Annotated in this window: 13 protein-coding genes; all 13 read left to right on the top strand. The window is 55.8% G+C overall.

Translation table 11 applies throughout. The annotated features are described in order from the left end of the window. The first annotated feature begins 54 nt into the window (after positions 1–54). The 13 genes from ACX1CU_RS19995 to ACX1CU_RS19935 all read left to right on the top strand — a co-directional run bounded on the left by ACX1CU_RS19995 (position 55) and on the right by ACX1CU_RS19935 (position 15,963). Positions 55–1,260 carry a fimbrial protein gene (locus ACX1CU_RS19995; protein ID WP_459399965.1) on the top strand — a complete coding sequence of 402 codons (1,206 nt, stop codon included), beginning with the start codon at positions 55–57 and terminating at the stop codon, positions 1,258–1,260. Positions 1,261–2,005: 745 nt separating this feature from the next. Continuing rightward, positions 2,006–2,455, top strand: coding sequence for a GNAT family N-acetyltransferase (locus ACX1CU_RS19990; protein WP_459399964.1), 450 nt, complete (start codon positions 2,006–2,008; stop codon positions 2,453–2,455). Between the two features lie 86 nt (positions 2,456–2,541). Beyond that, the gene (locus ACX1CU_RS19985) at positions 2,542–2,898 is read left to right on the top strand and encodes a VOC family protein (protein WP_459399963.1); all 357 of its coding nucleotides are present in this window, start codon (positions 2,542–2,544) and stop codon (positions 2,896–2,898) included. A gap of 170 nt (positions 2,899–3,068) precedes the next feature. Continuing rightward, on the top strand, positions 3,069–3,620 hold the full coding sequence (locus ACX1CU_RS19980) for an AAA family ATPase (protein WP_459399962.1): 552 nt from the start codon (positions 3,069–3,071) through the stop codon (positions 3,618–3,620). A gap of 788 nt (positions 3,621–4,408) precedes the next feature. After that, the gene (gene tssB, locus ACX1CU_RS19975; RefSeq protein ID WP_459399961.1) at positions 4,409–4,906 is read left to right on the top strand and encodes a type VI secretion system contractile sheath small subunit; all 498 of its coding nucleotides are present in this window, start codon (positions 4,409–4,411) and stop codon (positions 4,904–4,906) included. 33 nt (positions 4,907–4,939) lie between these two features. Further along, complete coding sequence (tssC, locus tag ACX1CU_RS19970) at positions 4,940–6,508, top strand: type VI secretion system contractile sheath large subunit (RefSeq protein WP_459399960.1); 1,569 nt, start codon at positions 4,940–4,942, stop codon at positions 6,506–6,508. Between the two features lie 11 nt (positions 6,509–6,519). Next, the gene (tssK, locus tag ACX1CU_RS19965) at positions 6,520–7,872 is read left to right on the top strand and encodes a type VI secretion system baseplate subunit TssK (RefSeq protein WP_459399959.1); all 1,353 of its coding nucleotides are present in this window, start codon (positions 6,520–6,522) and stop codon (positions 7,870–7,872) included. Continuing rightward, positions 7,869–8,555 (top strand): type VI secretion system protein TssL, short form, encoded by a 687-nt coding sequence (gene tssL / locus ACX1CU_RS19960; RefSeq protein WP_459399958.1) that lies wholly within the window; start codon positions 7,869–7,871, stop codon positions 8,553–8,555. The genes tssK and tssL overlap by 4 nt, the downstream gene beginning before the upstream one ends. 44 nt (positions 8,556–8,599) lie before the next feature. Beyond that, positions 8,600–8,938: a hypothetical protein gene (locus tag ACX1CU_RS19955; RefSeq protein ID WP_459399957.1), complete on the top strand. Its 339-nt coding sequence runs from the start codon at positions 8,600–8,602 to the stop codon at positions 8,936–8,938. Continuing rightward, positions 8,857–10,278 carry an OmpA family protein gene (locus ACX1CU_RS19950; protein ID WP_459399956.1) on the top strand — a complete coding sequence of 474 codons (1,422 nt, stop codon included), beginning with the start codon at positions 8,857–8,859 and terminating at the stop codon, positions 10,276–10,278. Before ACX1CU_RS19955 ends, ACX1CU_RS19950 begins: the two co-directional genes overlap by 82 nt. A 12-nt stretch (positions 10,279–10,290) precedes the next feature. Continuing rightward, the gene (locus ACX1CU_RS19945; RefSeq protein WP_076941484.1) at positions 10,291–10,782 is read left to right on the top strand and encodes an Hcp family type VI secretion system effector; all 492 of its coding nucleotides are present in this window, start codon (positions 10,291–10,293) and stop codon (positions 10,780–10,782) included. Positions 10,783–10,969: 187 nt separating this feature from the next. Further along, positions 10,970–13,597, top strand: coding sequence for a type VI secretion system ATPase TssH (gene tssH / locus ACX1CU_RS19940; protein ID WP_459399955.1), 2,628 nt, complete (start codon positions 10,970–10,972; stop codon positions 13,595–13,597). Beyond that, a complete protein-coding gene (locus ACX1CU_RS19935) occupies positions 13,594–15,963 on the top strand; it encodes a type VI secretion system Vgr family protein (RefSeq protein WP_459399954.1) in 2,370 nt (789 codons plus the stop codon). The genes tssH and ACX1CU_RS19935 overlap by 4 nt, the downstream gene beginning before the upstream one ends. Positions 15,964–15,970: the final 7 nt, after the last annotated feature.

The following is a 15,970-nucleotide window of genomic DNA, read 5'->3' as shown; positions in this document are numbered from 1 at the left end:
GTCTGCGTTTTTACTCAGACTTCTATTTTCTGCCTGCAAGCGAGGCAATGACGGATGAAATTATCTATGAAAAACGTTCTCGGACTGTTTGGCAGCCTCTTGCTCAGCGTTATCAGCGCCAAGAGTTGGGCCGTGGCGAACTGTTCGTTTGATGCTGGAGCAATCCAAACGGAAACGGTGCCGCTGAGTCCGCCGGTGATTTCTGCCGGGGCCGATATTCCCGTGGGGACGGTGCTTTATCAAGGCAGTTGGGTGATGAAAAGCACCAAGATGGGGTGCCAATGGGCACAGGCCGACGTGGGTAAATCATTTTGGTACAGCAGCTCAACGCTGATTAGCAATGCTCCACTGCCTCTGAGCGGCTTGATGACCGGCCCGTTTGCTGGCGCAGTCTATCAGACGAATATTCCAGGGATTGGCGTAGCTATCTCACGAACCCCTGATGGCAACCCAATAATACCCAATAGGCCTGCAGTGACTACCGATATAGAGAGCCCTATTAGGCAGGTTAGTAATGAATTAGGTGGAGCCTTGAATTTCGTCGGTTCAACACGCTATGTCTCGCTCATTAAAACGGGGCCGATCACGCCCGGTAGCTTTACAATTAGCGGTGCAAATTTCCCGAGTATCAAGACAGCGCTGGAGCCACCGGTAAATAGCCACCCTGGCTCCGTCGCCGTCACCGGGCTGCCGTTTACTTTTTATAATATCAATTTCCAGGGAACCTTGAGGATCTCTACACAAACCTGCGCGACGCCAGATGTCACTGTGGCAATGGGGGTTTATGACGTCAGTGAGCACTTTACTCGGGTAAATTCGACCACACCTTGGGTGGATGCCTCCATTGCCTTAACCAATTGTCCGACATTCTACGGCTTTTATAACAGCACCAATACGACCTTGCTGATGGATTACGCTACGGGAACGAGTAACGCTACCACCTCACTCAATAACAGTATTGGCGTGCGATTGACTCCGGCGACTTCAGTGATCGATGCAGCCAACGGAATAATGGCTATCGACTCAACGGTCTCTGGTGCTGCGGCAGGCGTGGGGATTCAGCTTGGTTGGGGGGAGAGCAGCCAAACGCCGACGCCGTTTAACTTCTCGGCCGAACAGACAGTGACACTACCAAAAGACAGCAGTTCGACAATTCGTATCCCGTTAGCAGCCCGTTATATTCAAACTGCGACGAACAATGCTGACGTTTCGCCGGGCCATGCGAATGGCAAAGTGGTATTTACGATCAATTATTATTAATCGATAAACGACGATACCCTCAAGAGAGCATATAGGTATTATCTACATGCTCTCTTGCTTTCAGACCTTCCACACACCGTAGACCTGTTTGTTTTCATCGCAAACATCTACAGAGCATGTCGTTCCGTTTATCACAGCCATATTGCGTTTCTGCCTACTGTCAGAGAGCAATAGAATCCCACTTGATCATATCTGGTGGAAAGCGAGAGGATGATGAGTTGGCGATAAAATGATCGACATCAATGTAGCGTATTACCCGCCAGATTTTCCTGCTTACAAATTTGTCACAATCGTTAAAAATCCATCAGGCGTTATTGCCAGGGTAAGTTATTAATTGTTCTGACTTTGTTTTTTATACTGATGTTGGATTTTTAATTTGGACCTTTGTCAATAAATAAAACTACGGTTTAATTTAAATAAAATAACTTGCCACATCCTTTTTTGGCCGCTATTAATTAATGCAGTTAACGATTCCCTGGTGTTGGCCTATTGGCACCCTTACTCAGTTAACGGATTGAGTAAGGGATTTTTTTGCTATTGAACACCATAGCATAATTATTTCACAAACCTTGCGAATGATGCCGCTTGGTACCCTTAGTACTATTCTGTCAACGCATAATATGCCTATTTTTTTGTATCTCATACCATCAGATCAGAATTCGTTTTGCTATCTTGTCAGATCTGCTAGTTTATTCAGGCGTGTATTTCCGCTCAGAGCATAAACAGGGAAAGGTAAGGTACCTCTATGTTTATAACAATTGCAGATATTACAGATGTTGCAGAAATGTTTCGTATCCGCCTCAGTGTAAATGAAAATAAAGCAACCATGGCGGATTTAGCAAAGTACGGTGTAACGCCAGAATCCCTCCCTGAAATGTTATGTGGTAAAGGCCGAGGGTGGGTAGCCAAGATTGACGGAGTTATAAGAGCTTTCGCGATGGCTGATGCTGCTAATGCTACAGTTTTTGCATTGTTTGTTGAGCCAGGTTTCGAAAGGCAAGGTATTGGTCGCAAACTGATGGATGAAGCAGAGAAATGGCTCGCAGAGATGGGATGTGTACAAATTTGGCTCGAAACAGACAGAAACACAGGGGTGCGAGCGAACGGCTTTTATCGTCATATTGGGTGGACGGAAAACAATATACAACCTGATGGACAGGCTAAATTCATTAAGATATTAAATGAGTTATATTAACCTCATGCGCTTAAAAATAGTGATAGGCTCGGCAAACAGCGTTGGGGTATCCGTAGATGGACGTTTATCAATGGCAGGAGTATGTGATGAGTGATCAGAGAAAACACGGCTGTATAGATAATATTGAGTTTGCCGTCAGTGATATTGCACGTTCAAGAGAGTTTTATGGGGCGGTTTTTAATTGGCAATTTACTGTTTATGGACCCCAATATTGCGAGTTTACGGATGGACGCCTATGTGGTGGCTTAACAACGCTGAGTGAGGTTAAATCGTCAGGCGGTCCATTGGTTATCCTGTATACGGAAGATCTTGAGGGAACTCAGAAGCGGCTTGAGGCTTTGGGTGCCCCAATAGTCGTGCCTGTGTTTTCATTTCCGGGTGGGCGCAGATTCCATTTTACCGATCCCGATGGCTATGAACTGGCAGTCTGGTCAGATCGATAAATGCCAGTGTGCGATCTCTTCTCTGTCTGGTGAGATAGGCGGCTGGCAGCGTCTTTTTATCAGCCAGCCCGATCACCAGCAACTTTTTCCCTACGCAGATTCCGCAGGCCGTGGCTCATTTGTGAATACTGTAACTCATTGATGTAAAATTCCTTTTTCAGGACTCATTTATGTCTCAAATAAATAAAATACACATCATGGGGGCTTCTGGTTCAGGTACCACCTCGATTGCCGCGCGGCTGAGCAAAATCACAAATTATCAGCATATAGATACGGATGATATTTACTGGCATAACACTACGCCTCCCTTTACCGTTGCTCGTGAATACCTGGAAAGACAACAGAGATTATTGACCGCATTAAACGCAAACAAGCAATGGATACTGAGTGGTTCCCTTTGTGGCTGGGGGGATAGGTTTATCCCTTATTTCGATCTCGTCGTTTATGTGTACGTAAAGAACGATGTCAGGATCGAACGTATCAGGAAGAGGGAGTTGGCAAGATACGGCGAAGCCATTTCTCCTGGGGGTGAGTATTATGAGAAATCCCAAAGTTTTATTGAATGGGCTTCAGCCTATGATACTTCTACAGAAATAAGTAGAAATGCGTACAAGCATAAAAAATGGCTTGAAAGCGTGGAGTGTCCGGTTGTTGAGATAACAAATCATACGGAATGCGATGATGCGGTGAAAGCAATAATGGCTTACGTAGCATCCCTATGAAAATTAAGGCATAATTTTTCTTAAATAAAAATCACCTCCCATTCAGGGAGTATGAGCAGGTAGAACCGATGAGTCGAGCTTCCTGCTAAAACCTGACTACCTGGGATGGCGCAAGATTCTCTTACCGGTAGTGCTGCCCCCGATCTGCCAGAGAAGAGCTTTCACTTGTCACTTTCACCACCACACTGAGATTGTTCCCATGTGCGTAGGATGCCGATGGTATAAAGATCAGGTATGGCCGATTCCCTCCTATAAAAAATGAAATACATTCGTTGTATGAATGTATTTGTGTGTGAGAGACGCTTTTTAAAATCATGACATCCCCTGATCCCGATGCCTTTATAAAAAACATTGGGCAATAAATGCCTTTCTCAACCCTATTATTTACACGTTAATCGGTTGCTGATCGGCTCACTGCTCCGTACCGCCCCTTGCCTGATAAGCGTTGGTGACGCTTGCTTGGAAAATTCTTAATAATCATCACACTGAGGGAGGTCGGATGATGATTGTTTTGTAACATTTGGTTACATTACTGAGTTTCACTAATGTGATCAAGGTTTCTACACTGCCCCCGATGATTTTTATCCGGATGATCTCAGTATTCAGATAAACCTTATTTACACAGCGCTCTGCCATTGTCCCGTAAGGAATGTGCTGGCTTGTGACCCTCTTTTTCGTCTGCATCCGATGATGCAAAAAAGGAAGTTGTTGTCTGGCAGGGTTAGCCATTCTTATTGATCCCCCAGGGGCAGACCGTTCTTTATTGTCTTAATTGAACAGGGATACCCATGTCCAATTCCTACCAAAATGAATTGCCGAAAGCGCGCGTTAACATAAAACTCGACCTGCATACCGGTGGCGCACAGAAGAGTGTCGAATTGCCACTCAAATTGCTGGCGATGGGTGATTACAGTAACGGGCAGGAACACCGTCCGCTGTCCGAACGTGAAAAAATCGGCGTCAATAAAAATAACTTCGATAGCGTGTTGGCCGAATTCAACCCTCAACTCGCCCTGTCGGTGCCCGACACGCTGTCCGATGACCCGAGCGACACCGCCGTCAACCTCAGTTTCAGCGCTATGAAAGACTTCGAACCCGAGCAGGTGGCGCGTCAAATCCCGCAACTGCGCGCCATGCTGGCGATGCGCAACCTGCTGCGCGACCTCAAATCCAACCTGCTGGACAACGCCACTTTCCGACGCGAGCTCGAAATTATCCTGAAGGATGAGGCACTGAGCGACGAACTGCGGATGGAACTGGAAATACTGGCACTCGAAAACTGTTAATTGCCCGGGATGGGAATATAAAGGAATAGACCAATGTCTGGACAGGAAGAAACCCTGCAGGAAAAAACGGCACAACGTCAGAGCCACACCACCACCGTGCTGGAGAAAGACGCCCCGGCGGCACACAGCGTTTACGCGTCATTGTTTGAAAAAATCAACCTTAACCCGGTTTCCCAGTTGAACGGCATTGAGGCCTTTCAGGACGGCGATGCCCTGGCGGACGTCTCGGCTGATGAGCGCGTTACCGCCGCCGTCAGCGTATTTCTAGACTTGCTCAAGCAGTCAGCGCAGAAGGTCGAAAAACTCGACAAGAACCTGCTGGATAGCCATATCGCCGCGCTGGATGAAAAAATCAGCCGCCAACTGGATGCGGTGATGCATCACCCGGAATTCCAGAAAGTGGAATCCCTGTGGCGTGGTCTGAAATCCCTGGTGAACAAAACCGATTTTCGCCAGAACGTGAAGCTGGAACTGCTCGACGTTTCCAAAGACGACCTGCGTCAGGATTTTGAAGACAGCCCGGAAATCATCCAGAGCGGCCTGTATCGCCATACCTATATTGCCGAGTACGACACCCCCGGCGGTGAGCCGATTGGGGCGGTGATTTCCAACTACGAGTTTGATGCCAGCGCCCAAGACGTGGCATTGCTGCGCAACCTTTCCAAAGTGGCCGCCGCCGCCCATATGCCGTTTATCGGTGCCGTTGGCCCGGCGTTCTTCCTCAAGAATTCGATGGAAGAAGTGGCGGCCATCAAAGACATTGGCAACTACTTTGATCGCGCCGAATACATCAAGTGGAAATCCTTCCGTGACACCGACGATGCGCGCTATATCGGCCTGACCATGCCACGCGTGCTAGGCCGCTTGCCGTATGGCCCGGATACCGTGCCGGTGCGCAGCTTCAACTATGTGGAAGAGGTCACCGGCCCGGACCACGATAAGTACCTGTGGACCAACGCGTCGTTTGCCTTTGCCGCCAACATGGTGAAAAGCTTTATCGACAACGGCTGGTGCGTGCAGATCCGTGGCCCGCAGGCCGGTGGTGCGGTGCAGGACTTGCCGATCCACCTGTACGATCTGGGCACCGGCAATCAGGTGAAGATCCCGTCGGAAGTGATGATCCCGGAAACCCGCGAGTTCGAGTTCGCCAACCTCGGTTTTATCCCGCTGTCGTACTACAAAAACCGCGACTATGCCTGCTTCTTCTCCGCCAACTCGGCGCAGAAACCGGCGCTGTATGACACCGCGGATGCTACGGCCAACAGCCGCATCAACTCACGCCTGCCGTACATCTTCCTGCTGTCGCGTATCGCACACTACCTGAAGCTTATTCAGCGCGAGAACATCGGCACCACCAAAGACCGCCGTCTGCTGGAGCTGGAGCTGAACACCTGGGTGCGTGGTCTGGTGACCGAGATGACCGATCCGGGCGATGACCTGCAAGCCTCTCACCCGCTGCGCGATGCGAAGGTGACGGTGGAAGACATCGAAGACAACCCGGGCTTCTTCCGCGTCAAGCTGTATGCCATCCCGCACTTCCAGGTGGAAGGCTTGGATGTGGCACTGTCCCTGGTGTCGCAGATGCCGAAAGCGAAGGCGTAAACGGAGACACGATGAAGATTGATCGTCCTTTATGGACACGCGGGATCCTGGTATCCCCGCAGCAGTTTCAACAACAAGCCTCTCTGGAGGCCTGGACCAACGAATGCATTGCGCAGATGGGGGTCTTGCATCCCTGGGGCGTGTTGCAGGCCACCTTTGATCAGGACGCGCTGGCGCAAGGGCGTCTGAAAGCGGAGCGCCTGCAAGTGCGGTTTCAGGATGGTGTGCTGATCGACACGGACTGTGCCGATCTGCTGCCGCCCACGCTGACCCTGGCGGCCAACCTGCCCGCGGACGCCACGGACGTCACCGTGATGCTGGCCCTGCCGCAACTCTATGCCAACGGCGGCAACTGCCTGCAACCCGATGAGCGGGCCGAACGGCCGGTGCGTTACCGTCAGACGTGGCGTGATGTGCAAAATCAGTATGGCGACGATAAAAAACAGGTTGCGGTGATGAGCCATGAGCTCACCCTGCGTCTGGACACCCAGGAAAACGGGGACTATCAAGTCTGCCCGGTGGTGCGGTTATTGCGCGACGCACAGGGCCGCTGGGCGCAGGACACGCAGTTTATCCCGCCGTTGCTGAGCCTGCGGGCCAGCCCCTGGTGTGAGGGGCAGTTGGAGTCATTGATGGTGCAGCTGCGGGCGCGTCTGCAACGCCTGATGGGCATGCGCCGGGAAAGCAACGCGCGCATGGCCGACTTTGCCGTGGCCGATGTGTCGCTGTTCTGGCTGCTGAATGCCCTCAACGGGGCCGAGCCGGTGCTGGGGAATTTTCAGCGCTACCCGCAGGTGCACCCTGAACGTCTGTACCAGGAACTGGCCCGATTGGCGGGCAGCCTGCTGACCTTTTCCCTGGAGCATGACGTCACGGCCATTCCGGTTTATCAGCACGATCGCCTGACGGTGGTGTTCCCTCCGCTCTTCACCTTGCTCAATACCCTGCTGGAAGTGAGCCTGCCGTCACGGGTGGTGGCGATTGAACTGGTGCATGAGCCGCGCGTCAATCAGTGGCGCGGTGCCCTGCACGATCCGCGTCTGCGCGAAGAGGTGGATTTCTACCTGTCCGTGCGTTCCTCCCTGCCGGCGGCACAGTTGCAAACCCAGTTCCCGCAACTGTGTAAAGTCGGTGCGCCGGATGATGTCGGCAAGGTGGTGAACATCGCGTTGAGCGGGATCCCGTTGCGCCCGCTGAGCCATGTCCCTGCGGCCATTCCGTTGCGTCTGGAGAATCAGTACTTCTCCCTGGATCTGAACAACCCGGCGGCGCAGCAGATGCTGGAGGCGGGGGCCTGCGTGTTCTATGTTCCGGGTACGCTGGGTGACATTCAGCTTGAACTGTTCGCGGTGCTGCGCTCATGAGCCCGTCGATGAAGCGATTTGCCCCGCACGTGGATATGGACGCGTTATTGCAGGATACCTGGCTGCAGGTGATCAGCCTGCGTCAGGGCCTGACCTGCGCGGAAGGCGAGGGTCAGGCGTTCTGGCAGCGCTGCGTGGCCGATATCGAACACCTCCAGAAGGCGCTGATTGAGGCGGACGTCAGTGAGCCGAGCCGTCAGCACATCCTGTATGCCCAGTGCGCGATACTGGATGAAACCGTGAAAGGGCGAGGTGTGCAGGATGATGCCTACTTCGTGTGGAGCCATTCGCCGTTACAGGCCCATTTCTTCAACACGCTGGACGCCGGTAATCAACTGTATGAGCGGATGCGTAGCGTGTTGCGCGAGCCTGCGCCGGACAATGCCGTACTGACCTGTTTTCACCGGGTGCTGATGCTGGGGTTCCTGGGCGGGTATCGTTCACTGGCCGTGACGGAGCGTGAACAACTGGTCGATCAGCTCTCCGCATGGGTCCCTCCGTTCAATGTGGCACCGTCGCGTCCGGTTTTGGCCATCGCGGCTTCACGCAATCGCCTGGGTATTTGGCTGCGCTACTGGCCGGTGCGCCTGGTGCTGGCCGGGCTCACCGTGGCCTTGCTGTGGTGGGGGCTCGATCACCAGTTGTCTGGCCTGTTGCCGACTCTGTTGCCGAGGCCAGCGTAATGCATCCGCGGTGGCGACAGGGTCTCTGGTTGTGGGCAGGGTTATTGGCCAGTCTTCTGTGTCTGGTTTTTTTGCCCTTTTCACCGCCGGTTCGTTGGGGCGCTTTCCTGCTGGTTGTCGCTACCGGTGTGGCAGGGCTGTGGCGAGCGGGTCGCCAGCCTGACGCGACGTTGACCACGAGCCGCTTTGACGGGCTACCGGTGGACAACACCCGCTTGCCGGTAGTGCTTGCGGTGATGGTCTGGACTCCCTGTTCGGCACCGAGACGCTGCGCCAGAGTGCGCAGGGGTGCTGGCTGCGGGTGGATGACAGCCGCCAGCTTCGCCAGTATGTGCAGCAACTGCTGTGGCAACGTCCGGCGTGGGCCGCGCAGTTGGCGGTGATGGTTTCGGTCAACCCGCAGCAACAGGCAGACGCACGGGCGTTATCCACGACTTTGCATGAACTCCGCTGGCAACTGGTGCAACTGCGCCGGGATACCCGCTGCCCGCTGCCGCTGCTCCTGTGCAGCACTGTGGCGACCTCGCTTGCCACGACCCCGGTCTGGCTTTCTCAACAGCAGGCACCGCCTGTCACTCTGTGGCCGAACGTCACCCAGCCGGAAACGTTGGCAGACTGGCAACGCCAGGGCAGCAATACACTGCAGGCTGAGCGGATGCAGCAGACAGTGCTGTTCCGCCATCACCAGGACTGGCTGCAGGCGCAGGTGCTGCCTGCATTGCAGACACACAGCGACGATGTGGCCGCGGTATCCCCGCAGCAGGTGGTTCTGCATCAGGTCGCCGGGTTGCAGAGTCGAGTTGCGTCTTCGCTCTGGCAGCAGTGGCTGGCGGCGCACACTGCCCTGACCCGAGTGGTGGGCTGGCACCCGGAACCCACGACCGAAGATAACGTGCTGCCTTTCCCCGATTTTATTTTTTCCACGCTGCCGGTGGGCAGTGGCGTATCACCACGCCAGCGGGCATTGCGTTATGCCGTCACCCTGTTGGGGTTGGCCGCGGTGGTGGCCTTGTGTAGCAGTGCCTGGCAAAACCGGCAACTCGTGCAGCGTGTCGTGTTCGATATTCGCCATTACGACAGCGTGGAGATGAAAGACCACGACCTGAAAGCCCGCGCCGTTGAGGTGTTGCGTCAGGATATGGCGTTGCTGGATGAACAGTTTCGCAACGGTGAGCCCCTGCGTCTGGGCCTCGGGCTGTATCAGGGAGAACGCCTGCGTCAGCCACTGATGGCGGCCATCAAAGGCTATGTTCCTCCAGTACCCGCATCGTCACCGGTCTCCTCTACCGCGTCGACGGAGGAAACCCCGCAGACTGTGCGTCTGGACAGCCTGTCACTGTTTGATACCGGCAAGGCCACGCTCAAGCCCGACGCCACCAAAGTCCTGGTGGCGGCACTGATTAACATCAAGGCCAAACCCGGTGAATTGATTGTGGTGGCCGGGCATACCGACAGCACCGGTGATGTGCACACCAATCAGCCACTTTCGCTTAAACGCGCGGAAGCGGTGCGTGACTGGATGGTACACAACAGCGAGGTTCCCGCGAGCTGTTTTGCCGTGCAGGGCTTTGGGGCGACCCAGCCGGTGGCCAGCAATGAGACGGCTGCCGGGCGAGCGGCCAATCGCCGCGTTGAAATCACTCTGGTCCCGGCGGCTTCGGCCTGCCCGGGGCCAGGATCGACAACCGGGTCACCGGAACACGTGACCTTATTACGTCAATAAAAGGAGCTTTACATGGCAATTCCAGTCTATCTGTGGCTGAAAGACGACGGTGGTGCAGACATCAAAGGGTCTGTGGATGTCAAAGACCGCGAAGGCAGCATTGAAGTGGTGGCACAGGATCACAGCCTGTACATCCCGACCGATAACAACACCGGTAAACTCACGGGGACCCGTATTCATACGCCGTTCCTGTTTACCAAGGAAATCGATGCCTCCAGCCCGTACCTGTACAAGGCGGTAACTACCGGTCAGACGCTGAAAAAGGCCGAGTTCAAATGGTACCGCATCGATGACGCTGGCCAGGAAGTGGAGTATTTCAACACCACACTCGAGAACGTCAAGCTGGTGAAAGTGGCGCCGAAGATGCACGACATCAAAGACGCTGCCAAAGAGAGGCACAATCATCTGGAGCAGATCGAGTTGCGCTACGAGAAAATCACCTGGACCTACAAAGACGGCAACATCATTCATTCCGACTCCTGGAACGAACGTACGACCGCGTAAGTCTTGAGAGCAGGCGGTTTCCCGCCTGCTCTTTGTGTTTTTGGCTGAGTCTCGCCGTGCCGGTACTCAGCCAAGCACATTCACAATGCATCCAATGACCTTATGGGCCTCGGTTAACGGCTATGGGCGGTAGCGTGCCCGCACGGGATAGATCATTGCGGGCAGGAAAAGAGAACAGGGAAGAGGCATGAGCACTCACGCAGCACGTTTATTACATCGGTTAAATCCTTACTGTGCCCAGGCGCTGGCGGCAGCGGCGACGCTTTGCCAGACCCGTGGCCATGCGGAGATCACCGTGGAGCACTGGTTGCTCAAATTATTAGAGCAGGGGGATGGCGATCTGTCGGTGATCGCCCGGCGCTATGACTGGGATCAGGATGCGCTGTGGCACGGGCTGCTGGTACACCTTGAACCTTTACCCCATCAGATCCAGGGCAAACCACAGCTGTCAGCCCCACTACAGCAGTTGATACAACAGGCCTGGCTGGAGGCCTCGGCACAGGTCAATACGGAGGCGGTACGTTCGCTGCATGTGCTGATGGCCCTGGTCGCCGCCCCGCATCTGGTCACCCAGAATGCCACCTGGCCACTGCTCAGCCTCAGTGCCACACAGCTGGCCCACCTGCTACCGCTGCTGGATGCGCAATCGGAAGAGCGCCCGGAAAAGCCCCCGCGCCTGGAATGGCCGGTCGATGCCCCGGTGGAGGCCACGTTGCCCCCGGCTATCGAACCGAATCAGGCCTTGCACGCCGAGCTGGATAAATTTACCCAGGACCTGACCGCCAAAGCGCGGGCGGGTGAGATTGACCCGGTATTGGGGCGTGATAACGAAATCCGCCAGATGGTGGACATTCTCTCCCGCCGCCGCAAGAACAACCCGATTTTGGTGGGGGAACCCGGCGTGGGGAAAACCGCCCTGGTGGAAGGCCTGGCACTGCGCCTGGCCGAGGGGGATGTCCCGGCCAGCCTGAAAACCGTCAGCGTGCGCACCCTGGATTTAGGGCTGTTGCAGGCGGGGGCGGGCGTGCGCGGCGAGTTTGAACAACGGCTGAAGAACGTGATTACGGCGGTGCAGCAGTCACCGACGCCGATACTGCTGTTTATCGACGAAGCCCACACCCTGATTGGTGCGGGTAATCAGGCGGGCGGTGCCGATGCGGCCAACCTGCTGAAACCGGCGCTGGCGCGCGGTGAACTGCGTACCATCGCGGCCACCACCTGGTCAGAGTACAAGCAGTATTTTGAGCGTGATGCGGCACTGGAGCGGCGCTTCCAACTGGTCAAAGTCGAAGAGCCGGATGATGTGAACGCCTGCCGGATGCTGCGGGGCCTGAAGGCACGCTATGCCGCCTACCATGGGGTACATATCTGCGACTCGGCGGTGAAAGCGGCCGTGACGCTCTCGCGCCGTTACCTGACGGGCCGACAGTTGCCGGATAAAGCCGTCGACCTGCTGGATACCGCCAGTGCCCGGGTGCGCATGGGGCTGGACAGTGAACCTGAGCAAATCGTACACCTCAGAACAGAGCTGGCGGCGTTGACCCTCGAGCAACAGTCGATTGAACAGGACAAGGTGCTGGACCCCGCCATTGACCCGGCCAGACTGGCAGATATCAGCGACCGGCTGCGGGCACTGCAACAGCATCAGGTCCGGCTGGCGGTACAATACGAGAAAGAGCGGACGCTGACAGAACAACTGCTGGTGGCGCGTCAGGAAGGCCACCGCCGTGAGGAGTGTGACGCACTGCGGGCGCAGTTGCACGATATCCAGCGCTGCAACCCGCTGCTGTGGCTGGACGTGGATGCCAGGACGGTGGCGACGGTGATTGCCGACTGGACCGGCGTGCCGCTGGGCAGCCTGCTGAAAGACGAACAGAGCGAATTACTGCAACTCGAACGCCAGTTGGCGAAACGGGTTATCGGGCAGGACGTGGCGCTGGGTGACCTGGCGCAACGGCTGCGCGCCACCCGCGCTGGGCTGACGCCGGATAACGGCCCGCAGGGCGTGTTCCTGCTGGTCGGCCCGAGCGGCGTGGGCAAAACCGAAACCGCGCTGGCGCTGGCGGATATCCTGTTTGGCGGTGAAACGTCGCTGGTCACCATCAACCTCTCCGAATACCAGGAAGCCCACACCGTCAGCCAACTGAAAGGTTCGCCACCGGGCTATGTCGGCTATGGCCAGGGCGGCATTCTGACCGAAGCGGTGCGTCAACGTCCCTACAGCGTGGTGCTGCTGGACGAGGTGGAAAAGGCCCACCGCGACGTGCTCAACCTGTTCTATCAGGTGTTTGACCGCGGTTTTATGCGTGACGGCGAAGGGCGTGAGATTGATTTTCGCAACACCGTGATCGTGATGACCTCGAACCTTGGCAGCGATGCGTTGACGACGTATCTGGATAAACACCCCGACGCGCCCGAGAGCGAATTACACGAACGGCTGCGCCCGCTGTTGCGTGACCATTTCCAGCCTGCGCTGCTGGCGCGTTTCCAGACGCTGATTTACCGCCCGCTGGGCGCGGTGGCGCTCAAACGCATCGTCGCCATCAAACTGGCGCAGCTGGCCCAACGGTTACAGCAGCATTACGGCCTGCGTTGTGTGATGGAAGACAGCCTGACCGACGCTCTGGTGGCGGCCTGCCTGCAACCGGACAGCGGGGCGCGCCATATTGACAGCCTGCTGAACCAGCACATCCTGCCAGTGCTGAGCCAACAACTCCTCAGCCAGCAGGCAGCGAAACACCACCCCACCCGGCTGACGCTGGGGTGGGACAAGGACGCGGGCGTCACGCTCGAATTTTATGGAGAAAAAAGATGAGTGAACTATCCACCGCGCTATTTTTCGACCACAGTCACCATAAATTGGCGGTCCGCGGCAGCAATGCTCAAATAGATGTACTGGGCTTTACCGGTGAGGACGCGCTGAGCGCGCCGTTCCGTTACGCCATCCAGTTCACCAGCCGCGACAAGGCCATCGCCCCGGACACCATGCTGATGCAGGACGCCGCCTTCACCCTGCAGGCCCCGGTGGCCGAAGCTTTTGGCGTGTCCGTCCAGCAACCCCAGCGGGTTATTCAGGGGGTGGTCACCGGCTTTAAACGCCTCTCCACCTCCCGCGACGAAAGCCACTATGAAGTCTGCCTGCAACCGCGCCTGGCGCTGCTGTCGCGCAGCCACCAGAACGCGATTTATCAGGATATCTCGGTGCCGGGCATTGTGGAGAAAATCCTGCGTGAGCGCCACGATATGCGCGGGCAGGATTTTGTCTTCACGCTGGCCCATGAGTATCCGCGCCGTGAGCAGGTGATGCAGTACGGTGAAGATGACCTGACCTTTATCTCACGCCTGCTGGCCGAGGTGGGTATCTGGTTCCGCTTTACCGCCGACCCGAAGCTCAATATTGACGTGGTGGAGTTTTACGACGACCAGCGCCATTACCAACAGGGGATGACCCTGCAGGCGGTGCCGCCTTCCGGTATGCACGACAGTGGCGCGGACTCGGTCTGGGACCTGTCCAGCGCCCATCAGGTGGTGGAGAAATCGGTCAGCACCAACGACTACAACTACCGCACCGCCACCGCCGACTTGACCCAGCAGGTGGATGTCACTCGCGGTGACGCCACCACCTACGGCGAAGCCTATCATTACGCCGACAACTACCTGACCGCCGGCAGCGAAGGGCGTGAGCCAGAGCCGGAAAGCGGCGCCTTTTATGCCCGCTTGCGCCATGAGCGCTACCTGAACGCACAAACCCGGTTCACCGGCGTAGCCAATACCGCAACATTGGTTCCAGGTGTAGAGCTAAAGGTGACGGGCAGCTATGCCCCGGCCGCGTTTGCCCAGGGCGTGGTTATCGTGCGTACCACCAGTTCTGCACGGCGCGACCGCAGCTTTGAAGTGGCGTTCGAGGCCATCCCTTATTCCGAGGATTACGGCTTCCGCCCGGCGTTGCTCCCCAAACCCAAGATGGCCGGTACGCTACCGGCACGGGTGACCAGCACCACCGCCAATGATATCTACGGTCATATCGACAAAGACGGGCGCTACCGGGTGAACATGCTGTTCGACCGTGATAGCTGGGAGGCGGGTTATGAAAGCCTGTGGGTGCGGCAAGCCCGACCGTATGCGGGAGACGTCTATGGACTCCATCTTCCGCTTTTGGCAGGGACGGAGGTAGCGATTGCGTACGAAGATGGCAATCCGGACCGCCCTTACATCGCGCACGTTCTGCATGATTCGGCGCACGTCGACCATGTGACCATCCGCAACTACAAGCGCAACGTGCTGCGCACTCCAGCTAACAACAAACTCAGACTGGACGACACGAGAAATCAGGAGCATATCAAGCTCAGTACCGAGTACGGTGGCAAGAGCCAACTGAACCTGGGGCACCTGGTTGACAGCGAGAAGCAGCAGCGCGGTGAAGGGGGGGAGGTACGTACCGACGACTGGCTGGCCCTGCGGGGTGGCAAAGGTATTTTACTCTCGTCTCAAGCACAACCCCGAGCCGGTGGTCAGCAACTGAGCATGGACGAGATTAAGCGCCAGTTGTCTGATGCACTTGCCTTGGCGGAGTCCCTCTCCAACGTATTGCAGACAGCGCAAATCGACCCGCTTGACAACAGTACCCAGCAGGCTTTTTTGCAGCAAAGTGTGGATACCCTTCAGCAACCCGTTATTGTAGCCGGAGCCCCAGCAGGGATTGTCCTCTCTACACCGCAACACATTCAATTGAGCGCCAACCAGAACCAGATATTCACTGCAGGCGGTAATACGGAAATATCGGCACTGAAACGCATCGCGTTGGTGGCCAAAAAAACACTGGTGGTTTTTGTGCATGAAATGGGGATGAAGCTGGTTGCTGCTGCCGGGAAAATCGAAATGCAGGCACAAACTGGTGGTATTGATATCCTGGCCCAAAAGGGCATTACAGTCACCAGCCTTGACGATGAAATCATTATCTCGGCGAAGAAAAAAATCACGCTGCAGTGTGGTGGCTCTTATCTGACGATTGATCCGACTAAAATCGAGAGTGGCACCGGCGGTGATTTTAAGGTGAAAAGTGCCAATTTTGATTATGCTGGCCCGGCAAAGCTTGATGTGCCCTACCCGAAATTTACGGCCTGTGAATCCACCGCCTCTGACGCTGCCAGCCAGGGCGACGCCACAATGCCACTGAGCTAAGGAATGG

It is taken from the genome of Serratia sp. D1N4 (assembly GCF_054552755.1).
This window is presented reverse-complemented; position numbering and strand designations above follow the sequence as displayed.

Bases quoted from the DNA above. Each gene is read 5' to 3' on its own strand.
- ACX1CU_RS19985 (WP_459399963.1), top strand. From the start codon at position 2,542: ATGAGTGATCAGAGAAAACACGGCTGTATAGATAATATTGAGTTTGCC.
- ACX1CU_RS19990 (WP_459399964.1), top strand. From the start codon at position 2,006: ATGTTTATAACAATTGCAGATATTACAGATGTTGCAGAAATGTTTCGT.
- tssL (WP_459399958.1), top strand. From the start codon at position 7,869: ATGAGCCCGTCGATGAAGCGATTTGCCCCGCACGTGGATATGGACGCG.
- ACX1CU_RS19945 (WP_076941484.1), top strand. From the start codon at position 10,291: ATGGCAATTCCAGTCTATCTGTGGCTGAAAGACGACGGTGGTGCAGAC.
- ACX1CU_RS19935 (WP_459399954.1), top strand. From the start codon at position 13,594: ATGAGTGAACTATCCACCGCGCTATTTTTCGACCACAGTCACCATAAA.
- tssH (WP_459399955.1), top strand. From the start codon at position 10,970: ATGAGCACTCACGCAGCACGTTTATTACATCGGTTAAATCCTTACTGT.
- tssB (WP_459399961.1), top strand. From the start codon at position 4,409: ATGTCCAATTCCTACCAAAATGAATTGCCGAAAGCGCGCGTTAACATA.
- tssC (WP_459399960.1), top strand. From the start codon at position 4,940: ATGTCTGGACAGGAAGAAACCCTGCAGGAAAAAACGGCACAACGTCAG.
- tssK (WP_459399959.1), top strand. From the start codon at position 6,520: ATGAAGATTGATCGTCCTTTATGGACACGCGGGATCCTGGTATCCCCG.
- ACX1CU_RS19980 (WP_459399962.1), top strand. From the start codon at position 3,069: ATGTCTCAAATAAATAAAATACACATCATGGGGGCTTCTGGTTCAGGT.
- ACX1CU_RS19995 (WP_459399965.1), top strand. From the start codon at position 55: ATGAAATTATCTATGAAAAACGTTCTCGGACTGTTTGGCAGCCTCTTG.